The following is a 17,298-nucleotide window of genomic DNA, read 5'->3' as shown; positions in this document are numbered from 1 at the left end:
CGTTGCTCCTTGTCGCCGCGTCATGCGCTTACTTCGGGATCGTGCCTTCCACGCCCTGCACGTAGAAGTTCATCGACAACACGTCCTTCATCGGCAGCTCGGCGCCCGCCGCCACCTTGATAGCACCCGACTGGTCCTTGATCGGCCCCTGGAACGGCTTTGCCTTGCCGCTCGTGAAAGCGGCCTTCTTTTCCTCGAACAGCTTGGCGGCATCGGCCGGCACCACGGGGTTCAGCGGCGACATCTTGACCATGCCTTCGGTCAGCCCGCCATGCACCTGGCCCGTCTTCCACGTGCCGGCCATCACGGCCTTGGCCACCTCGGTGTAGTAGCCGCCCCACTGGTTCGTGCTTGCCGTCAGGTGGGCCTTCGGTGCGAAGCGCTGCATATCCGAATCCCAGCCGAACGCGTACTTGCCCTTCTCCTGCGCCACCTGCAGCGTGGCTGGGGAATCGGTGTTCTGCGTCAGCACGTCCGCGCCCTGCGCAATCAAGGTTTCGGCGGCCTGGCGTTCCTTGGCCGGGTCATACCAGCTGTTGACCCACACGACCTTTGTCCTGATCTTCGGGTTCACGCTTTGCGCGCCCAGCGTGAATGCGTTGATGTTGCGGATCACTTCCGGCACGGGGAACGAGCCGACCATGCCCAGCGTGTTCGTCTTCGTCATCTTGCCGGCGATGATGCCTTGCAGGTAGGCGCCCTCGTACAGGCGCGCTTCGTACGAGCCCATGTTCTTCATCGTCTTGAAGCCGGTGGCGTGCTGGAACACGACGTTCGGGAACGCCTTCGCCACCTTTTCCGTCGCGTTCATGTAGCCGAACGACGTCGTGAAGATAAGCTTGTTGCCGTCCGCGGCCAGCTTGCGGATCACGCGTTCCGAGTCGGCGCCTTCGGGTACGTTCTCGACATAGGTGGACTTCACCTTGCCGCCCAGCGCCTTTTCCATCTGCAGGCGGCCCTGCTCGTGCGCGTAGGTCCAGCCGGCGTCGCCGACCGGACCGATATAGACGAAACCGACCTTCAGAGGTTCTTCGGCATGGGCCGGGCCGAAGGCAGCCAGCGCGGTGGACAGGGTGGCGAAGGCAAGCAGCGTGCGACGATTCATGTTGGATCCTCTTTCGGTTGGTCAGAAATGGTATTCGGCGCGCACCATCGGGGTACGCGCGGTGGCACCCGGCACCGTGTCCGACGGGTTGCCGAACTTGTTCTTCCAGTACTGGTACTCGACGCCGACCTTGAACGTGTTCTTCGCCGCGCCGAGCGCCGCGCTCAGGTCGTACATCACCTGCATGTCGACGTTGATCTCGACGGCCGTCGGCCCGCCGAATTCGTTCTTGCCCTTCGTGCCGATGTAGTTGGCAAAGCCTTCGAACGACAGCGGGATGCCGGCGCTGAACGGAATGCCCCACGCGGCCGTCAGCATCGCGTGCGTCTTGTAGCGATAGCGGTCCGTGGCCGTCTGCGTGAAGCCGTTGTACGGCGCGTTGCTCTCGTGGAGCGCGAGCAGGCTCACGTCGAGGAAGCCCGGCACGTCGAACATCAGCGTGGGGCCGGCGACGAGCATGCGTTTCTTCGAGTTGTAGCCGGCGTCCGTCTTGCTGTTGATGTCGAAGCCCGCCGTGACGCCCACGCCGCGCACCGGTCCGAATGCCAGGTTGGCGCCGCTGATCTTGCCGAGGTCCAGCGTGTGGCGATACACCGCGTACGCCTCGTGCGCACCGCTGCGGGAGCCGACGGCCGACGGGTCGTTCTCGTCCGAGATCAGGTAGTCGATCGAGAAGAAGTTCTTGCCGTACTTGTAGCCGCTCACGTGGCTGAAGTTCACCACGTGCTTCGTGATGTCGGCCTCGTTGTACGGTTCGGCGAACTTGGTGCCGTAGCGGTAGCTCAGCGACGTGTCGCTCCAGTCGGCCGCGTGGGCGGCGCCGCACGCGGCAAGCAACAGGAAGGCAGCGGAACGGAAGGTCTTCATGCAGGGTCCTTGGTTGGTTGGCGAAGGGATTGCATCCGATGCGGCGGCGGATCGGATGCAATACCGGGCTTTACCGTTAGCAAGGAGCGGGCCACCGTCTCTCCCATCGGGCAGAGGCCGGCGTCCCTGTACCGGCTGCACCGCCAGCGCACGCCGTGCGCGATCGCGGTGCGCATCATGGGCGGCTTGTGCACGATATGAGGCACGCTTGTATGCACTTTATTCAGCACCCCGCCAGCGCTTCGGCAAGACTGAGCTTGCGCTCCGGTGCACCGAGGTGCAGGCGTTCCTCGATCTCCAGCAGGTGATGTTCGATGAGCTGCGTTGCGCCTGCGGTGTCGCCTTGCTCGATCAGCGTCAGCAGGCGACTGTGCTCATCGTTCCCGCACATGGGCACGCCCGGGTTCTCGTAGACGGCGATGATCAGCGACGAGCGCGATACCAGCTCCATCATGAAACGCCGCAGCACCGCATTGCCGGCCAGTTCGGCCAGCAGCAGGTGGAATTCACCGCCGAGGCGGATCCACGCCGCGCGATCGCCGCTGCGCCGCGCCTGTTCTTCCGCATCGATCGCGGCGCGGATGCGCCGCAGCGACGCGGGCGTGATCCCGCCGATCACGAGCGGCACGATTTCCCGCTCGATCGCGCGGCGCGCCGCGAACACGTCGCGCGCCTCCTGTGGCGAAGGCGATGCGACGACGGCGCCGCGGTTCGGCCGCAGCACCACGATGTGATCGTGCGCGAGCCGCTGCAGCGCCTTGCGCACGGTGGTGCGGCTGACCTGGTACAGCTCGCAGAACTCGGCCTCGCCGAGGCGTGTGCCGGGCGGCAGGCGATGGCTCATCACCGCGTTGACGACGGCACTGTGGATGCGCTGGTCGACGGGTAGCGGCGCGGGTGGTAGGGGGCTGGCCGCGGGATCGGCGGCGCGCTTGCGGCGGGCCGGTGCGGGCGTGGCCGGGATTGGCTTGGTCATGGGGTCTCCGTAAGCGGCGCGGGATCTGTCCGCGCTCGAAGTTCTCATCAAGCAGGAATCGTGCGCGGCGCCGTCGTGGCAGGACGGCGCCGCGCGATGCACGCTTGCGGCGAGCTGTGCACACATCGTGGTGCGGTTTGTATACAACTTCGTGCACAGGCAGCGCGATCGTCCGGCTCGGCGATGGCACGCTCCTTGCACAATCGGAACGGATACCACGAGGAGCAGCGATGAGCGAACCGCATGCACCGCCGCCAGGGCGGCACAACGAACCGAGGCTGCAACTGCTCGGCATCTCGAAGATCTATCCATCGGTGATCGCGAACGCCGACGTGAACCTCACCGTGATGCCGGGCGAGATCCACGCGGTGCTGGGCGAGAACGGCGCCGGCAAGAGCACGCTGATGAAGATGATCTATGGCGTCACGCGGCCGAATGCGGGCGAGATCATGTGGGAAGGGCGGCAGGTGCACATCCCGTCGCCGGCGGCGGCGCGGCGCCTGGGCATCGGCATGGTGTTCCAGCACTTCGCGCTGTTCGAGACGCTGACGGTGGCCGAGAACATCGCGCTGGCGCTGGACGACAAGGTGGCGCCGCGCGAGCTTGCGCCGCGCATCCGCGCCGTCTCCGAACAGTATGGCTTGCCGCTCGATCCGGACCGGCACGTGCACAGCATGTCCGTCGGCGAGCGCCAGCGCGTGGAGATCGTGCGCTGCCTGCTGCAGCACCCGCGCCTGTTGATCATGGACGAGCCCACGTCCGTGTTGACGCCGGATGCCGTCCAAAAACTGTTCGTGTCGCTGCGCCAGCTCGCGACCGAAGGCGTGAGCATCCTGTACATCAGCCACAAGCTCGACGAGATCCGCGCGCTGTGCGACAAGGCCACCGTGCTGCGCGCCGGCCGTGTCTCCGGCACCGCCACGCCACGCACGCAAAGCGCGCACGAACTGGCCGAACTGATGATCGGCGGCGACCTGCCCACGTGCACGCTGGCGCCCCGTGCGCCGGCCGAGGTGCGGCTGGCATTGGACAAGCTGACCGTCGCCAGCGCCGATCCGTTCGGCACCGACCTGCGCGACATCAGCCTGGAAGTGCGCGCGGGCGAGATCGTCGGCCTGGCGGGCGTCTCCGGCAACGGCCAGCAGGAATTGATGAAGGCGATCTCCGGCGAGCTGCCGCTGCGTGACGCGAACGCCATCCGCATCCTCGGCCAAGCCGCCGGCCGCCTCGACGCGGCGCAGCGCCGCCGGCTCGGTCTCGGCTTCGTGCCGGAGGAAAGGCTGGGCCGCGGCGCGGTGCCGGCGATGTCGCTGGCGGATAACGCGTTGCTGACGGGTTACCTGGCCGGGCCCGCGGGCATGCTGAAGGGAGGACTGGTGCGGCGCGGCGCCGTGCGCGCGTTCGCCGAGCGCGTGATCGAGCGCTTCAACGTGAAATGCGGCGGCGCCAAGGCGGTGGCGTCCAGTCTCTCCGGCGGCAACCTGCAGAAGTTCATCGTCGGCCGCGAGATCGCGCTGGCGCCACGCGGGATGGTGCTGGCGCAGCCCACGTGGGGCGTCGACGTCGGCGCCGCGATGCTGATCCGCCAGGCGATCATCGGGCTGCGCGACCAGGGCGTGGCGGTGCTCGTGATCTCCGAGGAGCTCGATGAACTGTTCATGATGTGCGACCGCATCGCCGTGCTGGCGAAAGGCAGGTTGTCCCCCACCATTCCCGCGCACGAGGCGACGATCGACCGGATCGGCCTGTGGATGAGCGGCGACTTTTCCACAGGCGGCGCAGCCGCCACGATCGAAGAAGGAACCCACCATGTCCCGGCTTGAAGCCCGCCCCGAACCGTCGCGCGCGATGATGCTCGCGTCGCCGCTGCTGGCCGCGCTGGCGATGCTTGCCACCGGCTCGCTGCTGTTCCTGTTCCTCGGCCAGGAGCCGCTGCATGCGTTCCATGTGTACTTCATCAAGCCCGCCACCACGGCCTACGGCATCGGCGAGCTGCTGCTGAAGGCGACGCCGCTGATCCTGTGCGGCGTGGGCCTGGCGATCGGCTTTCGCGCCGACGTGCACAATATCGGCGCGGACGGCCAGCTGACGATGGGCGCCATCGCGGCCGGCTGCGTGGCGCTGTATTTCGACGACGTCGAAGCGGGCTGGGTGCTGCCGCTGATGATCGCCGCCGGCGCGCTGGGCGGCATGGCGTGGGCCGCGGTACCGGCGCTGCTGCGTACGCGCTTCAACACGAGCGAGATTCTCGTCAGCCTGATGCTCGTCTACGTCGCGTACCTGTTCCTCGGCTACCTGGTGCACGGCCCGCTGCGCGATCCGGCCGGCTACAACTTCCCGCAATCGAAGATGTTCTCCGACAGCGCGACGCTGCCGCTGCTGGTCGATGGCCTGCGCGTGAACGCGGCGTTCATCCTGTCGTTGATCGCGGCGGCTGGCGCATGGTTCTTCTGCCGTCACACCTTTGCCGGCTATCGGATGCAGGTCAGCGGCATCGCGCCCGCCGCCGCGCTGTATGCGGGCTTTTCCGCACCGAAGAACGTGTGGCTCGCGTTCCTCGTCAGCGGCGCGCTGGCCGGCATGGCCGGTGTCGGCGAGGTGGCCGGGCCGCTGGGGCAACTGCAGCCGTCCGTATCGCCGGGGTATGGCTTCGCCGCCATCATCGTCGCCTACGTCGGGCGCCTGCATCCGCTGGGCGTGGTGCTCGCGGCGCTGTTGATGTCGCTGCTGTACATCGGCGGCGAAGCAGCGCAGATCGAGCTGCAGCTGCCGTCCGCGATCACCGGCCTGTTCCAGGGCCTGCTGCTGTTCTACCTGCTGGCCGCCGACCTGTTCATCCACTACCGCTTCAAGGCGCACGCACCGCGCGCCCCCATTCCGACGGAGATCGCCGCATGAATACCGACTACGTCATCGCCTTCCTCGCCAGCACGGCCGGCGCGGCGACGCCGCTGGTGCTGGCTTCGTCCGGCGAGCTGGTGGCCGAACGCTCCGGCGTGCTGAACCTCGGCCTGGAGGGCATCATGCTGGTCGGCGCCGTGGCCGGCTTCACTGCCGCGCTGCACACCGGTTCGCTCGGCATCGGCATGCTGGCGGCGCTGCTGGCCGGCGCCGCGATGGCGCTGGTGTTCGCGTTCCTCGTGCTCACGCTGCAAACGAACCAGGTGGCGACGGGCCTTGCGCTGACCTTGTTCGGCATCGGCCTGTCCGCCTTCATCGGCCGCGACCTCGTCGGCCAGACCATCGCGCCGCTGCCGGCGCTGTCGTTCCCGATACTGTCCGACCTGCCCTTTGTCGGGCCACTGCTGTTCCGCTTCGACGCGGTGGTGTACGGCTCGCTGCTGCTGGTCGCGCTGGTGGCGTGGGTGCTGGGCCGCACGCGCCTGGGCTTGCAGATCCGCGCCGTCGGCGAAGCGCCGCACAGCGCGCATGCGATCGGCATGTCCGTGACCGGCCTGCGCTACGGCACCGTGCTGTTCGGCGGTGCGATGTCCGGCCTGGCCGGCGCCTACCTGTCGCTGGCGCTGACGCCGATGTGGGTCGAAGGCATGACGGCCGGCCGCGGCTGGATCGCGCTGGCCCAGGTCGTGTTCGCGACGTGGAAGCCGCGCGGCCTGCTGCTGGGCGCCTACCTGTTCGGCGGCGTCACGGTGCTGCAGTTCCACGGCCAGGGCCTGGGAATCGCGGTGCCGTCGCAATTCCTGTCGATGCTGCCGTATCTCGCAACCATCGTCGTCCTGGTGATCATCTGCCGCGATCCAAAGACGATCCTGCTGAACAAGCCGATGTCGCTGGGACGGAACTTCCGGGCTGACTAGCACGCATTAGAGCGCATGCTCGGCCCGCGCACGCCGCGGGTGGTTTATGATCGTCCGCTCCAAGGAGACAAGAACAATGGACGACATTCAACAGAAACTCGAGCGTTTCAGCCACCGCGCCAAGGGTACGCTGCCGGAACACCTGGGCATCAAGGTGACCGACGTGGCGCCGGGCACGCTCTCGGCCGAAATCGACATCGGCCCGCACCACCTGGCGCCGAACGGCTTCCTGCATGCGGGCACCATCGTGACCCTGGCCGATACGGCCTGCGGCTATGGCTGCTTCGCGAATCTGCCGGAGGGCGCGGAGAACTTCACGACGATCGAACTGAAGTCGAACCACCTGGGCACGGCGCGCGACGGCACGATCGCCGTGACGGCGACGGCCATCCACATGGGCAAGACCACGCAGGTGTGGGACGCCACGGTGACGAACAAGGCAACGGGCAAGACGATCGCGCTGTTCCGCTGCACGCAGATGGTGCTGTACCCGAAATAGTCATGCTGTACGCGGGGATCGCCATCATCGTGGCCGGGATCATGGCGGCGCTGGCGCCGCTGGCCAGGGAGTGGTACGAACAGCGCAAGCGCAAGGATGAGGAGCGGGACGGGCGATAATTCCCGCCCGAGAGTTACCGAAATCGCGGTCGCGTGCCGGGAAGGTTCGCACGTCTCACAACGGCGCTATTGTCCCCTCCGGTGCGGTTGAACGTGCCGGATGGCGCTGAGAGATGGGCGAATTCCCGGCCGGAATTCAGTGCTTTGAGCAGGCTTTCTCGACCCTTTGGCGATTTCAGCTCTGCCGGGAGGCGGCTCAGCCAATGTCCATTTGGTCCTGTTCCACGGCCGCTCTCGTTCGACAGCTGACGTGTGGTCGGAAGTGGCTTTCGGGAGATGATGTCAACATAATGGTCGATCTGATCAAGCGAGGTGAAGATCAGATGACACGACGGCATGACGATGTTCAGGACCGGATAGCCCTGGTGAGGCACTGCCGCTGGAGCTGGAGGGTCATATGTGGAGCTGCCGCATGGGTCAGGCTTGTGCACCCAGAACGCGCCGGGCGCCACTTGCCAGTCTTCCGCGAAGGTGAAGAAGTACCGCGCGAGCATCGCTGTCTGGCCGCTGAAGTGGCGCTACTACCCCTTCAGCGCCTGCTCCAGCAAGGCATGCAACGCCGGGAACTCCGGCTTGCCGACATACTTCTTGATGATCTTGCCATCCTTGCCGATCAGGAAAGTGGTCGGCGTCATCGCCACGTCGCCGTAGGCCTTGGCGGCCTCGCCGCTGGTATCGAGCGCCACCTTGAACGGCAGTTGCCGCGTTTCGGTGAAATTGACGACGTAGTTCGGCGGGTCGTACTTCATCGCCACCGCCACGAATTCGAGGCCCTTGTCCTTGAATTTGTTGTACGTGTCGACCATTTCCGGCATCTCGGCCACGCACGTGGTGCACGACGTGGCCCAGAAATTCACCATCACCACCTTGCCGCGCAGGTCGGCCGGCGTGATCTTCTCGCCCTTGAGCGTCGTGAACGCAACCTCCGGCGCTTTCGGTGCGCTGCTTAACCACGTGTACGCGCCAAAGCCCGCGACCGCGAGCACGGCGGCGGCGATGGCGGGTTTGATCCAGGCGTTGGAGGAGGCGTTCATGGTTCCAGTATAAACCAGCGCTGCAAATCAGGACTGGGAAGCCGGCGCCGGCGCCGGCGTGTTCTGATACTGCTTGTACTCTTCCTCGCTGATGTACTCGAACACGCGCACCACCTTGTTCACGCCGTTCACGCCGCGCGCGATTTCGGAAGCGCGGTTCGCTTCCATCTGCGTCACGCGGCCCATCAGGTACACCACACCGCGTTCGGTGACGACCTTGAACGAGTTGGCCGAGATGTCCTTCGCGTCCACCAGGCTGGCTTTCACCTTCGTGGTGATCAGCGCATCGTTCGAACGGGACGTGTAGCTGGCCGGGCCGGCGATTTCCAGTTCGTTGACGACGGACTGCACGCCTTCGATCGCCTTCACTTCGCGCTCGACGGCATCCTTCATCGCCTGGTCGCGCACCTCGCCGGTGACCAGCGCCTTGCGGTTGAAGGCGTTGACGTTCACGTGGCCTGCGTCGCCGGTGACGTTGCGGATGCGGACGTCCGCTTTCACGGCGATCGCCTTGTCCTCCGTCTGCGCGCCGAACGTGCGGCGGTCGCTGGCGGCCATCGTCCCCGCGACGGCACCGCCGGCAACGAGGGCGACGCAGCCCGGCAGGCTGCCCAGCAGCGCGCCACCCAGCAGGGCGATCGCGACAGGGCGTTGCAGACGGCGCAGGGCCACGGATTTACTCATGCACATCTCCTCCGAACAGGGCGACGTCGATGCCGTCGCAAATGCAATGGATACAGGTCAGGTGAACTTCCTGGATACGGGCGGTGCGCTCGGCGGGCACGCAGATGTGCACGTCCGCATCCGTCAGCATCTTGCCGATCGCGCCGCCGCCCTTGCCGGTCAGCGCCACGACGCGCATCTCGCGTTCCAGCGCCGCCTCGATCGCCGCCATCACGTTGGCCGAGTTGCCGGACGTGGAAATCGCCAGCAGGATGTCGCCGGCCTGGCCGAACGCCTGCACCTGCTTGCTGAAGATTTCGCGGTAGCTGTAGTCGTTCGCGACAGCCGTCAGCAGCGACGTGTCGGTGGTCAGCGCCAGCGCGGGCAGCGGGAAGCGCTCGCGTTCGAAACGGCCTACCAGCTCGGCTGCGAAGTGCTGGGAGTCGGCCGCGGAACCGCCGTTGCCGCAGGCGAGAATCTTGTTGCCGTTGGAAAGGGCTGAAAACATCAGTTCGATCGCCTGCGCCAGCGGTTGCGCGAGCACGGTGGCGGATTGGATCTTGGTTTCGGCACTTTCGTGGAAGTGCGAGAGGATGCGTTGGTTCGTCATAGTCTTGAAATTATATAGTGCTGGGGACCGTAGCGCCCGGCAACCCGTGTTAACAATGCTTACAAAATGTGCGCAATCTTGTCATTTAGTCCAGCACGTTTTTCAGCCACTCGATGTGTTCGCCATCGATCGCCACCACGTCGAAACGGCATGGCGGCAGTTTCGGGTAGCGCAGCAGGAAGGTTTGCGCCGCGATCGTCATGCGGCCCTGCTTGGCCGGCGTGATGCTGGCGGCCGCGCCACCAAAGCCGCGGCTCTTGCGCCGCCGCACCTCGACGAAGACCAGGTGGGCACCGTCGCGCATGATCAAATCCAGCTCGCCGCCCTGGCAGCGGAAGTTCCGCTCGACGAGCGTCAAGCCGGCGCGGCGCAGGTGCTCGAGCGCCGCGTCCTCGCCCTGCGCGCCCTTCCTTTGCTGGTCGGTGCGCGCCATCTGGGCATTACGGCGTGGTCACCGGAACCGGCACGCCGTTGCGGTAGACCGCGGCCGGTTCGATGCGCTTCACGCGCGCCGGGCCGTTGCCGTAGTCGATCGACAGCTGGCCCGTCACACCGTCCAGCGTGATTGGCTGGCCCGGCTTGGTCGCCAGTTCGCGCGCGACGCGGAACGCATCGATGCCCAGCGCGTACAGGCGCTCCATGTCGGCGGACAGGCGCGCCTCGTCCTGCGGCACGGCGCGCGGGTAGCTGGCCACGGCGGGATTGTCGCGCTGGATCTGCCACGGCAGGTCCAGCAGCTTCACGCCATCGAGCTCCTGGCCGGGCAGCATCGACACGCGGCCCGGGTTCAGCGACGACGTGCCGTACAGCGGGATGTCGCCCAGCGGCGGCGCGGCCAGCGCCACGCGCAGCTGGCGGGCCTGGTCGGCGTCGAGCGCGGCGAACAGCAGGTCGACCGGCTGCTCGGCAAGGCGGGCGCGCAGGGCCACCAGTTCCGGATCGGACAGGTAGCCGTTCAGCGCCGTCAGCTCCAGCGTCTTCGCGCTCAATCCCACTTTATCGGCATGGGCCGCGAATGCGGTGGCGATGCGGCGCTGCCACGCGGTGCTGCCGGAGAGGATCAACACGTTCGCCCCCGGATGCTCGCGCGCGGCCCATTCGGCCACCTGGCGCGCTTCTTCCTCGATCGACAGGCCGATCGACAGCATCTTCGCCGGCAGCGCCGTGCCGTCGCGGCCTTCCGGGTGGTTCAATGCGATCGTGGGCTTCGTCACCAGCGGACTGGTGGCAACCGCCGTCACGGCGGAGCGGGCCAGCGGGCCGACGATGATGTCCTGCTGCGCCAGCGCCGTTTGATAGGTGGCGAGGACGTCCTCGTTGGCGTCGCCCGTTTCGATGACGGTGACGTCGAAGCCCGCGCGCTCGCGCTCCCAGGCGGCCATGAAGCCGGCGCGCACCGCATCGGCGGCCCTGCCCAGCGTTTCGGAACGCAGCGGCAGCAGCAGGCCGATGCGGGTCGGCTGGCCGGTGGCGACGGCCGGCTGGTCGGCCGTCATCGTGCCGGGCATCGCCACGGCGAACGTCTCCACTTGCGCTTCTTCCTCCGGCGGCGGCGCGGGCGGGCGCTCGGGCGCCTTGGCCGTGACGCGCGGCGGCGGGCTTGTCACGTTCTCGATTGGCGCGCACAATGCCCCCGGGCTGCCGCACGGCGTGCTGCACGCCGTCACGGTGAGCGCACAGAGCGCGGCAAGCACGCACGACAGCAGCGATTTCATCTTATCAGCCAGCATCCTACCCCCAATGACAGTTCAAGAATCCAGCCCGATCGCCGCCCTGCCGGTGCTTGGCGAGACGGCGCATCAGACATATCCAACGGCAACATTGTATGTAGTGGCGACGCCTATCGGCAATGTTACCGACATTAGCCTGCGGGCGTTGCACGTTCTTGGCCTGGTCGACGCGGTCGCTTGCGAGGATACCCGCAATACGTCGCACCTGATGCAGCGCTTCGGTATCAGCAAGCCGCTGCTGGCGGCACACATGCATAACGAAAGGGAGGCGGGCGAGACGATCGTGCGGCGGCTGCAGGCGGGCGAGCGCATCGCGCTGGTCTCCGATGCGGGTACGCCGGCCGTGTCCGACCCGGGCGCGAAGATCGTCGACGCGGTGCGTGCGGCCGGCTTGCGCGTCGTGCCGCTGCCGGGTGCATCGGCGGCGATCGCGGCGCTGTCGGCCAGTGGTCTCGTGAACGACCAGTTCCACTTCGTCGGCTTCCTGCCGGCGAAACCGAAGCAGCGCGAGACGGTGCTGGCAAGCTTGCGCAACGTGGCGGCAACGATGGTGTTCTACGAAGCGCCGCACCGCATCGCCGAATTCACGCAGGCGCTGGCGGGCGCGTTCGAACCGACGCGCCAGGTCGTCTACGGCCGCGAGCTCACCAAGCTGTTCGAGGAAATCCACCGCTGCCCGCTGTCGGAAGCGATCGGCTGGCTGGCGGCCGACCCGCACCGGGAGAAGGGCGAGTTCGTCGTGCTGCTGGAAGGCGCGCCGGCGCAGGGCGACGCGCAGGAGCTGGAGGCCGAGCGCATCCTGAAGATCCTGCTGGCCGAACTGCCCGTAAAACAGGCAGCCAGCCTGGCCGCGCAGATCACCGGCGCGAAAAAGAACGCGCTTTACGACCGCGCGCTGGCGCTGAAGAACGGCTGAAAACCGGGGACAGTCCCCGGTTTCAGGCGGCGGCGCGAGTCCGTTGCATCATCGCTTCGATGGCGCTTGCGGGCACCGGTTTGCTGACATAGTAGCCCTGCATCTGGTCGCAGCCGTGCTCGCGCAGGAACTGCAGCTGGCGGGCGTCCTCGACGCCTTCGGCCACCACCTTCAGGTGCATGCTGTGCGCCAGCGCGATGACGGAGTGCACGATCGTCGCGTCGTCGATGTCGTGCGTGATGTCGTGCACGAACGAGCGGTCGATCTTCAGGCTGTCGATCGGGAAGCGCTTCAGGTACGACAGGCTCGAATAACCCGTCCCGAAATCGTCGATTGCCAGCTGCACGCCCATCTCGTTCAACTGCCGGAAGATCGCCACGGCCGCCTGCGGGTTTTCCATCACGTCCGTCTCCGTGATCTCCAGCGCCAGGTAGCGCGGGTCGCACCCCGTTTCGCGGACGAGGCGCGCCACCAGTTCGACCAGGTCCTGCCGCTGGAACTGCCGTGCCGACAGGTTCACGCTCACCGTCAGCGGCGGCAGGCCCGCTTCGCGCCACGCCTTCTGCTGCGCGCACGCGGTGGCCAGTACCCAGTCGCCGATCGGCACGATCAGGCCCGTTTGTTCCGCCAGCGGGATGAAGTCGCCCGGCGGCACCATCGCGCCGCCCTGCGGCTGCCAGCGCAGCAGCGCCTCGACGCCGACCACCGTGCCCGTCGCGATGTCGACCTGCGGCTGGTAGTGCAGCTGGAACTCGTCGCGTTCCAGCGCGCGGCGCAGCGCACCTTCAAGGCGCAGGCTGTCCATCGCATCCATGCCCATGCTGTTCACGTAGAACTCGTAGGTATTGCCGCTGCCCGCCTTGGCCCGGTACATTGCCGTGTCGGCAGCCTTCAGCAGCGCCTGCGGTTCCAGGCCGTCGCGCGGGTACAGGCTGATGCCGATGCTCCCCGTCGGGAAGATCTCCTGCCCGCGCAGCACCATCGGCTGCGTCAGCGCGCCGAGGATCTTGTCGGCGACGGTGCACGCATCCTCCTCGCGCGCCAGGTCGCCCAGCACGACGACGAATTCATCGCCGCCCTGCCGCGCCGCGGTATCCGTCTCGCGCAGGTTGCCGGCGATGCGGCGCGCGATCTCGACGATCACTTCGTCGCCCGCGTCGTGCCCCAGGCTGTCGTTGATGTTCTTGAAGCGGTCCAGGTCGACGAACATCACGGCCACCAGCGTCTGCGTGCGGTGCGCGTGGGCGATCGCCTGCGACAGCCGGTCTTCCAGCAGCATCCGGTTCGGCAGCCCGGTCAGCGCATCGTGGTTCGCCATCCGCACGAGCTTTTCCTCGGCCTGCTTGCGGCGCGAGATGTCCTCGACCACCGTGATGTAGCGGCGCTCGCCCGCCGCGTCGAGCAGCGACGATGCCGTCACGTTGATCCACACGGCGTGGCCTTCCTTGTGGATGTAGCGCTTCTCGCGCGAGTATTCGGCCAGCTCGCCGGACTTCAGGCGCGCGATCAGCAGCAGGTCGTGGTCGCGGTCGTCCGGGTGCGTCAGCTGCGTGATCGTCAGGCGCAGCAGCTCCGCTTCCGTGTAACCGGTGATCGCGGCGAACTTCGCGTTCACGCGCAGCAGGCGGCCGTCGCCGGCCACGTGGGCGATGCCGACGGCGGCCTGGTTGAACGTCAGCCGGTACTGCTCCTCGCGCTCGCGCAGCCGGTTCGCCTGCTGGCGCAGCTGCTGCTGGTCCGCATGGGCATACGTGTCGAGGGCAAGGCCCATGTCGAGGCAGATCACTTTCAGTGCCGCGCCATAGGTGGCCAGGAAGCGCGGCGGATCGTCGCCCAGCAGCTCCCACAGCGTTTCCAGCAGCTCCGTCAGGTATTTGCGGTAGGCGCCGATGTACCACTTCGGCGCCAGGCCGATGCGATGGTGGACAAGCCCCACGCGCAAGCGCTCGCGCACGTAGTCGCCGTCGTACTGGCCGGCCGTCAGGCCGTGCAGGTAGCCCTGCTGCGAGCGGCGCAGGCGGTTCAGCGTGCGCTCGTCCGGCAGCAGCGCGCGCAGCTCGGGCTCGGTCTGCAGGTGGTCGTAGAAGCCCTTGGAAAATCCGTGCATCTTGTCCTGCAGGGCGGCGTGGATGTCGCGCAGCAGCGCAACATCCTTGTCGCTCAGTTCCAGGAAGGCCTTGCGGCCGGCAATTTCTTTGGCATCGAGTTTCATCTCGGCTGCGGCCATGTCGGCCCATTGATCCAGATCACGCATCATGCAGGCATTAGAGCAAGCCGTACGACAATATTGATTGATCTAGATCAAGATGGGTCGAACGAAACCCGGCTGCAGCCTATTACGGCGTGCCCTCGCCACAGTATTCCGCATAGCCCGGCATCCGCGCCAGCCGTTTCAGGTAGGCAGCGACGGCCGGCAGGTCGGCATGGTCGATCGGGGTCATCCGCCAGCGATTGGCCGACACGCCGAGCACCACGTCCGCCAGCGAGAACGCATCGCCCGCGGCGTACGCGCCGGTGCGGTCGAGGTGGGCATCGAGCAGCGCCATCTTGGCGTTCCAGTCGCGCGCGCCGGCCGCGATCTCGTCCGGTCCATACTTCGTGCTGCCGCGCATCAGCGCCATGAAGGCCGGGCGCCACGCGTTGTTGAGCTCGGTGGCTTGCCAATCCATCCATTGCTCGATGCGGGCGCGCTGCAGGCGGTCGGCCGGCAGCAGGAAGGTGTCGTGGGCGAGGTAGCGGCAGATCGTGTTCGATTCCCACAGCACGGTGTCGCCGTCGCGCAGCACGGGCACCTGGGCATTCGGGTTGAGCGCGAGGAATTCCGGCACGTTGGGATCGCGAAAGCCGGCGCCCCACGGCTCCAGCTCGAACGGCAGGTCCAGCAGGCGGCAAGTCCACAGCACCTTGCGCACGTTGATCGAGGGGATCTTGCCCATGATGGTCAGCATGGTTGTCCTTTCAGAATTTGCAGCCACTATCTTTTTTGTCCATCAACATCATCAAAGGCGCGAAGAGGCCTGCGCCGGCGTAGGCGGTGCGGCAGTCCGGACGCGCCGAATTGGCGACGTTGCGGCCCAGCCTTTCCTCCTTTGTTTCCTTCAATCCCTTGCCCTGGTTGAGCTTTTCGGCGGCCCAGTTCGATGATGGGGTGTCGAGGTTGCCCGCGATCGCGCGAGCGGTGGCCTTGGCGGCATCCGGGTCGAACTTGGGCGGCGGATCGAATGGCGACGGGGCCGGTTCCGCTGGCGCTGCCGGTGGCGGCGGCACCACGCTCATCGTCGGGCGTTCTTCCTGTTCGCGGCGGGTTGCCGACTCGGCGGGCCGTTCCGCCCTGCGTTCGCGCCGCGGTTCCTGGCGCGGTGGCGGTGGCGCCGGCTCCACGCGCGGCACCGGCGGGGGCGGAGGCAGCAGGCGCACGGACAGCGGCTGCGTCCAGCGGCGCTCGTCCCGTTGCGGTGCTGGCGCCGATGGCGCACGCAGGAAGGCCAGCAGCACGATGTGCAGCAGCAGCGACACGGCAAGGCCCACCGCCAGGCCGCGTCCGCGCGGCCCGCCGGGGTAAGTCAGGTTCTGTTGCATGGGCTGTCGTCCTGGAACAGGGATGACTAGTTTCTCACATTGCCGGAATGCTATGCACATCGCCACCAATTATTTCCGTACACGCCTTGACCGCAGCGCAGCATACGGGTATGATGCTTTCTCTTCGGAGTGTAGCGCAGCCCGGTAGCGCATCTGGTTTGGGACCAGAGGGTCCAAGGTTCGAATCCTTGTACTCCGACCAAGATTCAACAGGAAACCCCGCAAGTTCACGCTTGCGGGGTTTTTTGTTTTCCGGGGCTTTGCTGGATACTGCGGCCGAGCCCGTGTCCACCGTGGGGTCAGGCACCAGATCGGACACAAGCCCGGCTGTTGCACAGTTCAGTTCGTGTCCGTTTTCGGGGTTGACCCCATGGTGGACACAAGCTCGGCTGTTGGGCGCGTACAGCTCAGGCCGTGTCCCGCTGGGGTCTGACCCCAGAAGGACACAAGCTCGGCTGTGAGCGGAGCGGTCAGCCGGCGCGCTTTGCCAGGATCGCGTTGCCGGCGCGGCTAGCGCCTTTGCGGCCGAGGAATTGCGAAATGTAGGCGCCGGCGTCGACGACGGCGTCCAGGTCCACGCCCGTTTCGATGCCCAGGCCGTTCATCAGGTAGATCACGTCTTCCGTCGCGACGTTGCCGGTGGCGCCTTTCGCGTACGGGCAGCCGCCCAGGCCCGACACCGACGAGTGGAAGATCGTGATGCCCAGCTCCAGCGATGCGTAGATGTTCGCCAGCGCCTGGCCGTACGTGTCGTGGAAGTGGCCGGACAGGCCGTCGATGCGGAATGCGCGGATCGCCGTTTCCATCACGGCCTTGGTTTTCAGCGGCGTCGAGACGCCGATCGTGTCGGCGATGTCGATCTCGTCGCAGCCCAGGTCGCGCATCCGCTTCACCACGTCCTCGACGGCGGCCAGCGGCACCTCGCCCTGGTACGGGCAGCCGAACGCCGTGCTGACGCTGGCGCGCAGCCGCAGGCCGTGGTCCTTCGCGGCTTTCGCGACGGGCTCGAAACGGGCGATCGATTCGGCGATCGAGCAGTTGATGTTCCGCTGCGAGAACGCTTCCGATGCGGCGCCGAAGATCACCACCTCATCCGCCTTCGCCGCCAGCGCGGCCTCGAAGCCTTGCATGTTCGGCGTCAGAGCCGAGTAGATCACGCCCGGCTTGCGCGCAATCCCTTCCATCACTTCGCGGCCGGTGGCCATCTGCGGCACCCATTTCGGCGACACGAACGATGCCGCCTCGATGTTCGGGAAGCCCGCGGCCGTGAGGCGGTTCACCAGTTCGATCTTCACGTCGGCCGGCACGTTTTCCTTCTCGTTCTGCAGGCCGTCGCGCGGGCCCACTTCGACGATCTTTACTTTTTTCGGCAGGTTCATCTC

General features: G+C 66.6%; 17 protein-coding genes and 1 tRNA gene. 6 read left to right on the top strand and 12 right to left on the bottom strand.

Annotated elements, in window-relative coordinates; genetic code table 11:
* Positions 1–28: 28 nt before the first annotated feature.
* From IP92_RS25345 to IP92_RS25335, 3 genes are all read right to left on the bottom strand, one after another.
* Positions 29–1,105 carry a BMP family ABC transporter substrate-binding protein gene (locus tag IP92_RS25345; protein WP_145880539.1) on the bottom strand — a complete coding sequence of 359 codons (1,077 nt, stop codon included), beginning with the start codon at positions 1,103–1,105 and terminating at the stop codon, positions 29–31.
* A gap of 21 nt (positions 1,106–1,126) precedes the next feature.
* Entirely contained in the window at positions 1,127–1,972 is an 846-nt protein-coding gene (locus IP92_RS25340; protein WP_145880537.1) for an outer envelope protein, read from the bottom strand.
* A gap of 223 nt (positions 1,973–2,195) precedes the next feature.
* Positions 2,196–2,948, bottom strand: a complete 753-nt coding sequence (locus IP92_RS25335; RefSeq protein ID WP_145880535.1) for a GntR family transcriptional regulator — start codon at positions 2,946–2,948, stop codon at positions 2,196–2,198.
* 230 nt (positions 2,949–3,178) lie between these two features.
* Here IP92_RS25335 and IP92_RS25330 point away from each other — a divergent pair, with 230 nt between their 5' ends.
* The 4 genes from IP92_RS25330 to IP92_RS25315 all read left to right on the top strand — a co-directional run bounded on the left by IP92_RS25330 (position 3,179) and on the right by IP92_RS25315 (position 7,265).
* Positions 3,179–4,771 (top strand): ABC transporter ATP-binding protein, encoded by a 1,593-nt coding sequence (locus tag IP92_RS25330; protein WP_145880533.1) that lies wholly within the window; start codon positions 3,179–3,181, stop codon positions 4,769–4,771.
* Positions 4,758–5,846 (top strand): ABC transporter permease, encoded by a 1,089-nt coding sequence (locus IP92_RS25325; protein ID WP_145880531.1) that lies wholly within the window; start codon positions 4,758–4,760, stop codon positions 5,844–5,846. The genes IP92_RS25330 and IP92_RS25325 overlap by 14 nt, the downstream gene beginning before the upstream one ends.
* Positions 5,843–6,766: an ABC transporter permease gene (locus IP92_RS25320; RefSeq protein WP_145880529.1), complete on the top strand. Its 924-nt coding sequence runs from the start codon at positions 5,843–5,845 to the stop codon at positions 6,764–6,766. The genes IP92_RS25325 and IP92_RS25320 overlap by 4 nt, the downstream gene beginning before the upstream one ends.
* 76 nt (positions 6,767–6,842) lie before the next feature.
* The gene (locus tag IP92_RS25315) at positions 6,843–7,265 is read left to right on the top strand and encodes a PaaI family thioesterase (RefSeq protein ID WP_145880527.1); all 423 of its coding nucleotides are present in this window, start codon (positions 6,843–6,845) and stop codon (positions 7,263–7,265) included.
* 640 nt (positions 7,266–7,905) lie between these two features.
* Here IP92_RS25315 and IP92_RS25310 read toward each other — a convergent pair.
* The 5 genes from IP92_RS25310 to IP92_RS25290 form a co-directional block, all read right to left on the bottom strand.
* Entirely contained in the window at positions 7,906–8,418 is a 513-nt protein-coding gene (locus IP92_RS25310) for a peroxiredoxin family protein (protein WP_145880525.1), read from the bottom strand.
* A 27-nt stretch (positions 8,419–8,445) separates the two neighbouring features.
* A complete protein-coding gene (locus IP92_RS25305; protein ID WP_145880523.1) occupies positions 8,446–9,102 on the bottom strand; it encodes a BON domain-containing protein in 657 nt (218 codons plus the stop codon).
* Positions 9,095–9,691, bottom strand: coding sequence for a phosphoheptose isomerase (locus IP92_RS25300; protein WP_137315323.1), 597 nt, complete (start codon positions 9,689–9,691; stop codon positions 9,095–9,097). Before IP92_RS25300 ends, IP92_RS25305 begins: the two co-directional genes overlap by 8 nt.
* Before the next feature lie 85 nt (positions 9,692–9,776).
* Positions 9,777–10,124, bottom strand: coding sequence for a YraN family protein (locus IP92_RS25295; protein WP_145880522.1), 348 nt, complete (start codon positions 10,122–10,124; stop codon positions 9,777–9,779).
* Between the two features lie 7 nt (positions 10,125–10,131).
* Entirely contained in the window at positions 10,132–11,406 is a 1,275-nt protein-coding gene (locus IP92_RS25290; protein WP_145880520.1) for a penicillin-binding protein activator, read from the bottom strand.
* A gap of 25 nt (positions 11,407–11,431) precedes the next feature.
* Between IP92_RS25290 and rsmI the strand changes: the two genes are divergently transcribed.
* On the top strand, positions 11,432–12,337 hold the full coding sequence (gene rsmI / locus IP92_RS25285; RefSeq protein ID WP_145880518.1) for a 16S rRNA (cytidine(1402)-2'-O)-methyltransferase: 906 nt from the start codon (positions 11,432–11,434) through the stop codon (positions 12,335–12,337).
* Positions 12,338–12,359: 22 nt separating this feature from the next.
* Here rsmI and IP92_RS25280 read toward each other — a convergent pair whose 3' ends face one another.
* The 3 genes from IP92_RS25280 to IP92_RS25270 all read right to left on the bottom strand — a co-directional run bounded on the left by IP92_RS25280 (position 12,360) and on the right by IP92_RS25270 (position 15,916).
* Positions 12,360–14,594: a putative bifunctional diguanylate cyclase/phosphodiesterase gene (locus IP92_RS25280; RefSeq protein ID WP_229418965.1), complete on the bottom strand. Its 2,235-nt coding sequence runs from the start codon at positions 14,592–14,594 to the stop codon at positions 12,360–12,362.
* Between the two features lie 79 nt (positions 14,595–14,673).
* On the bottom strand, positions 14,674–15,285 hold the full coding sequence (locus IP92_RS25275) for a glutathione S-transferase family protein (RefSeq protein ID WP_145880516.1): 612 nt from the start codon (positions 15,283–15,285) through the stop codon (positions 14,674–14,676).
* Between the two features lie 10 nt (positions 15,286–15,295).
* On the bottom strand, positions 15,296–15,916 hold the full coding sequence (locus tag IP92_RS25270; RefSeq protein ID WP_145880514.1) for a hypothetical protein: 621 nt from the start codon (positions 15,914–15,916) through the stop codon (positions 15,296–15,298).
* A 125-nt stretch (positions 15,917–16,041) separates the two neighbouring features.
* Here IP92_RS25270 and IP92_RS25265 point away from each other — a divergent pair.
* Positions 16,042–16,118, top strand: a tRNA-Pro gene (locus IP92_RS25265).
* Between the two features lie 268 nt (positions 16,119–16,386).
* Here IP92_RS25265 and IP92_RS25260 read toward each other — a convergent pair.
* Positions 16,387–17,295 (bottom strand): hydroxymethylglutaryl-CoA lyase, encoded by a 909-nt coding sequence (locus tag IP92_RS25260; protein ID WP_145880512.1) that lies wholly within the window; start codon positions 17,293–17,295, stop codon positions 16,387–16,389.
* Positions 17,296–17,298: the final 3 nt, after the last annotated feature.

This window comes from Pseudoduganella flava (assembly GCF_007830495.1).
Taxonomy (GTDB): Bacteria; Pseudomonadota; Gammaproteobacteria; order Burkholderiales; family Burkholderiaceae_D; genus Rugamonas; species Rugamonas flava.
Note: the sequence above shows the minus strand (reverse complement) of the source record. Positions and strands in the feature narration are given on the sequence as shown.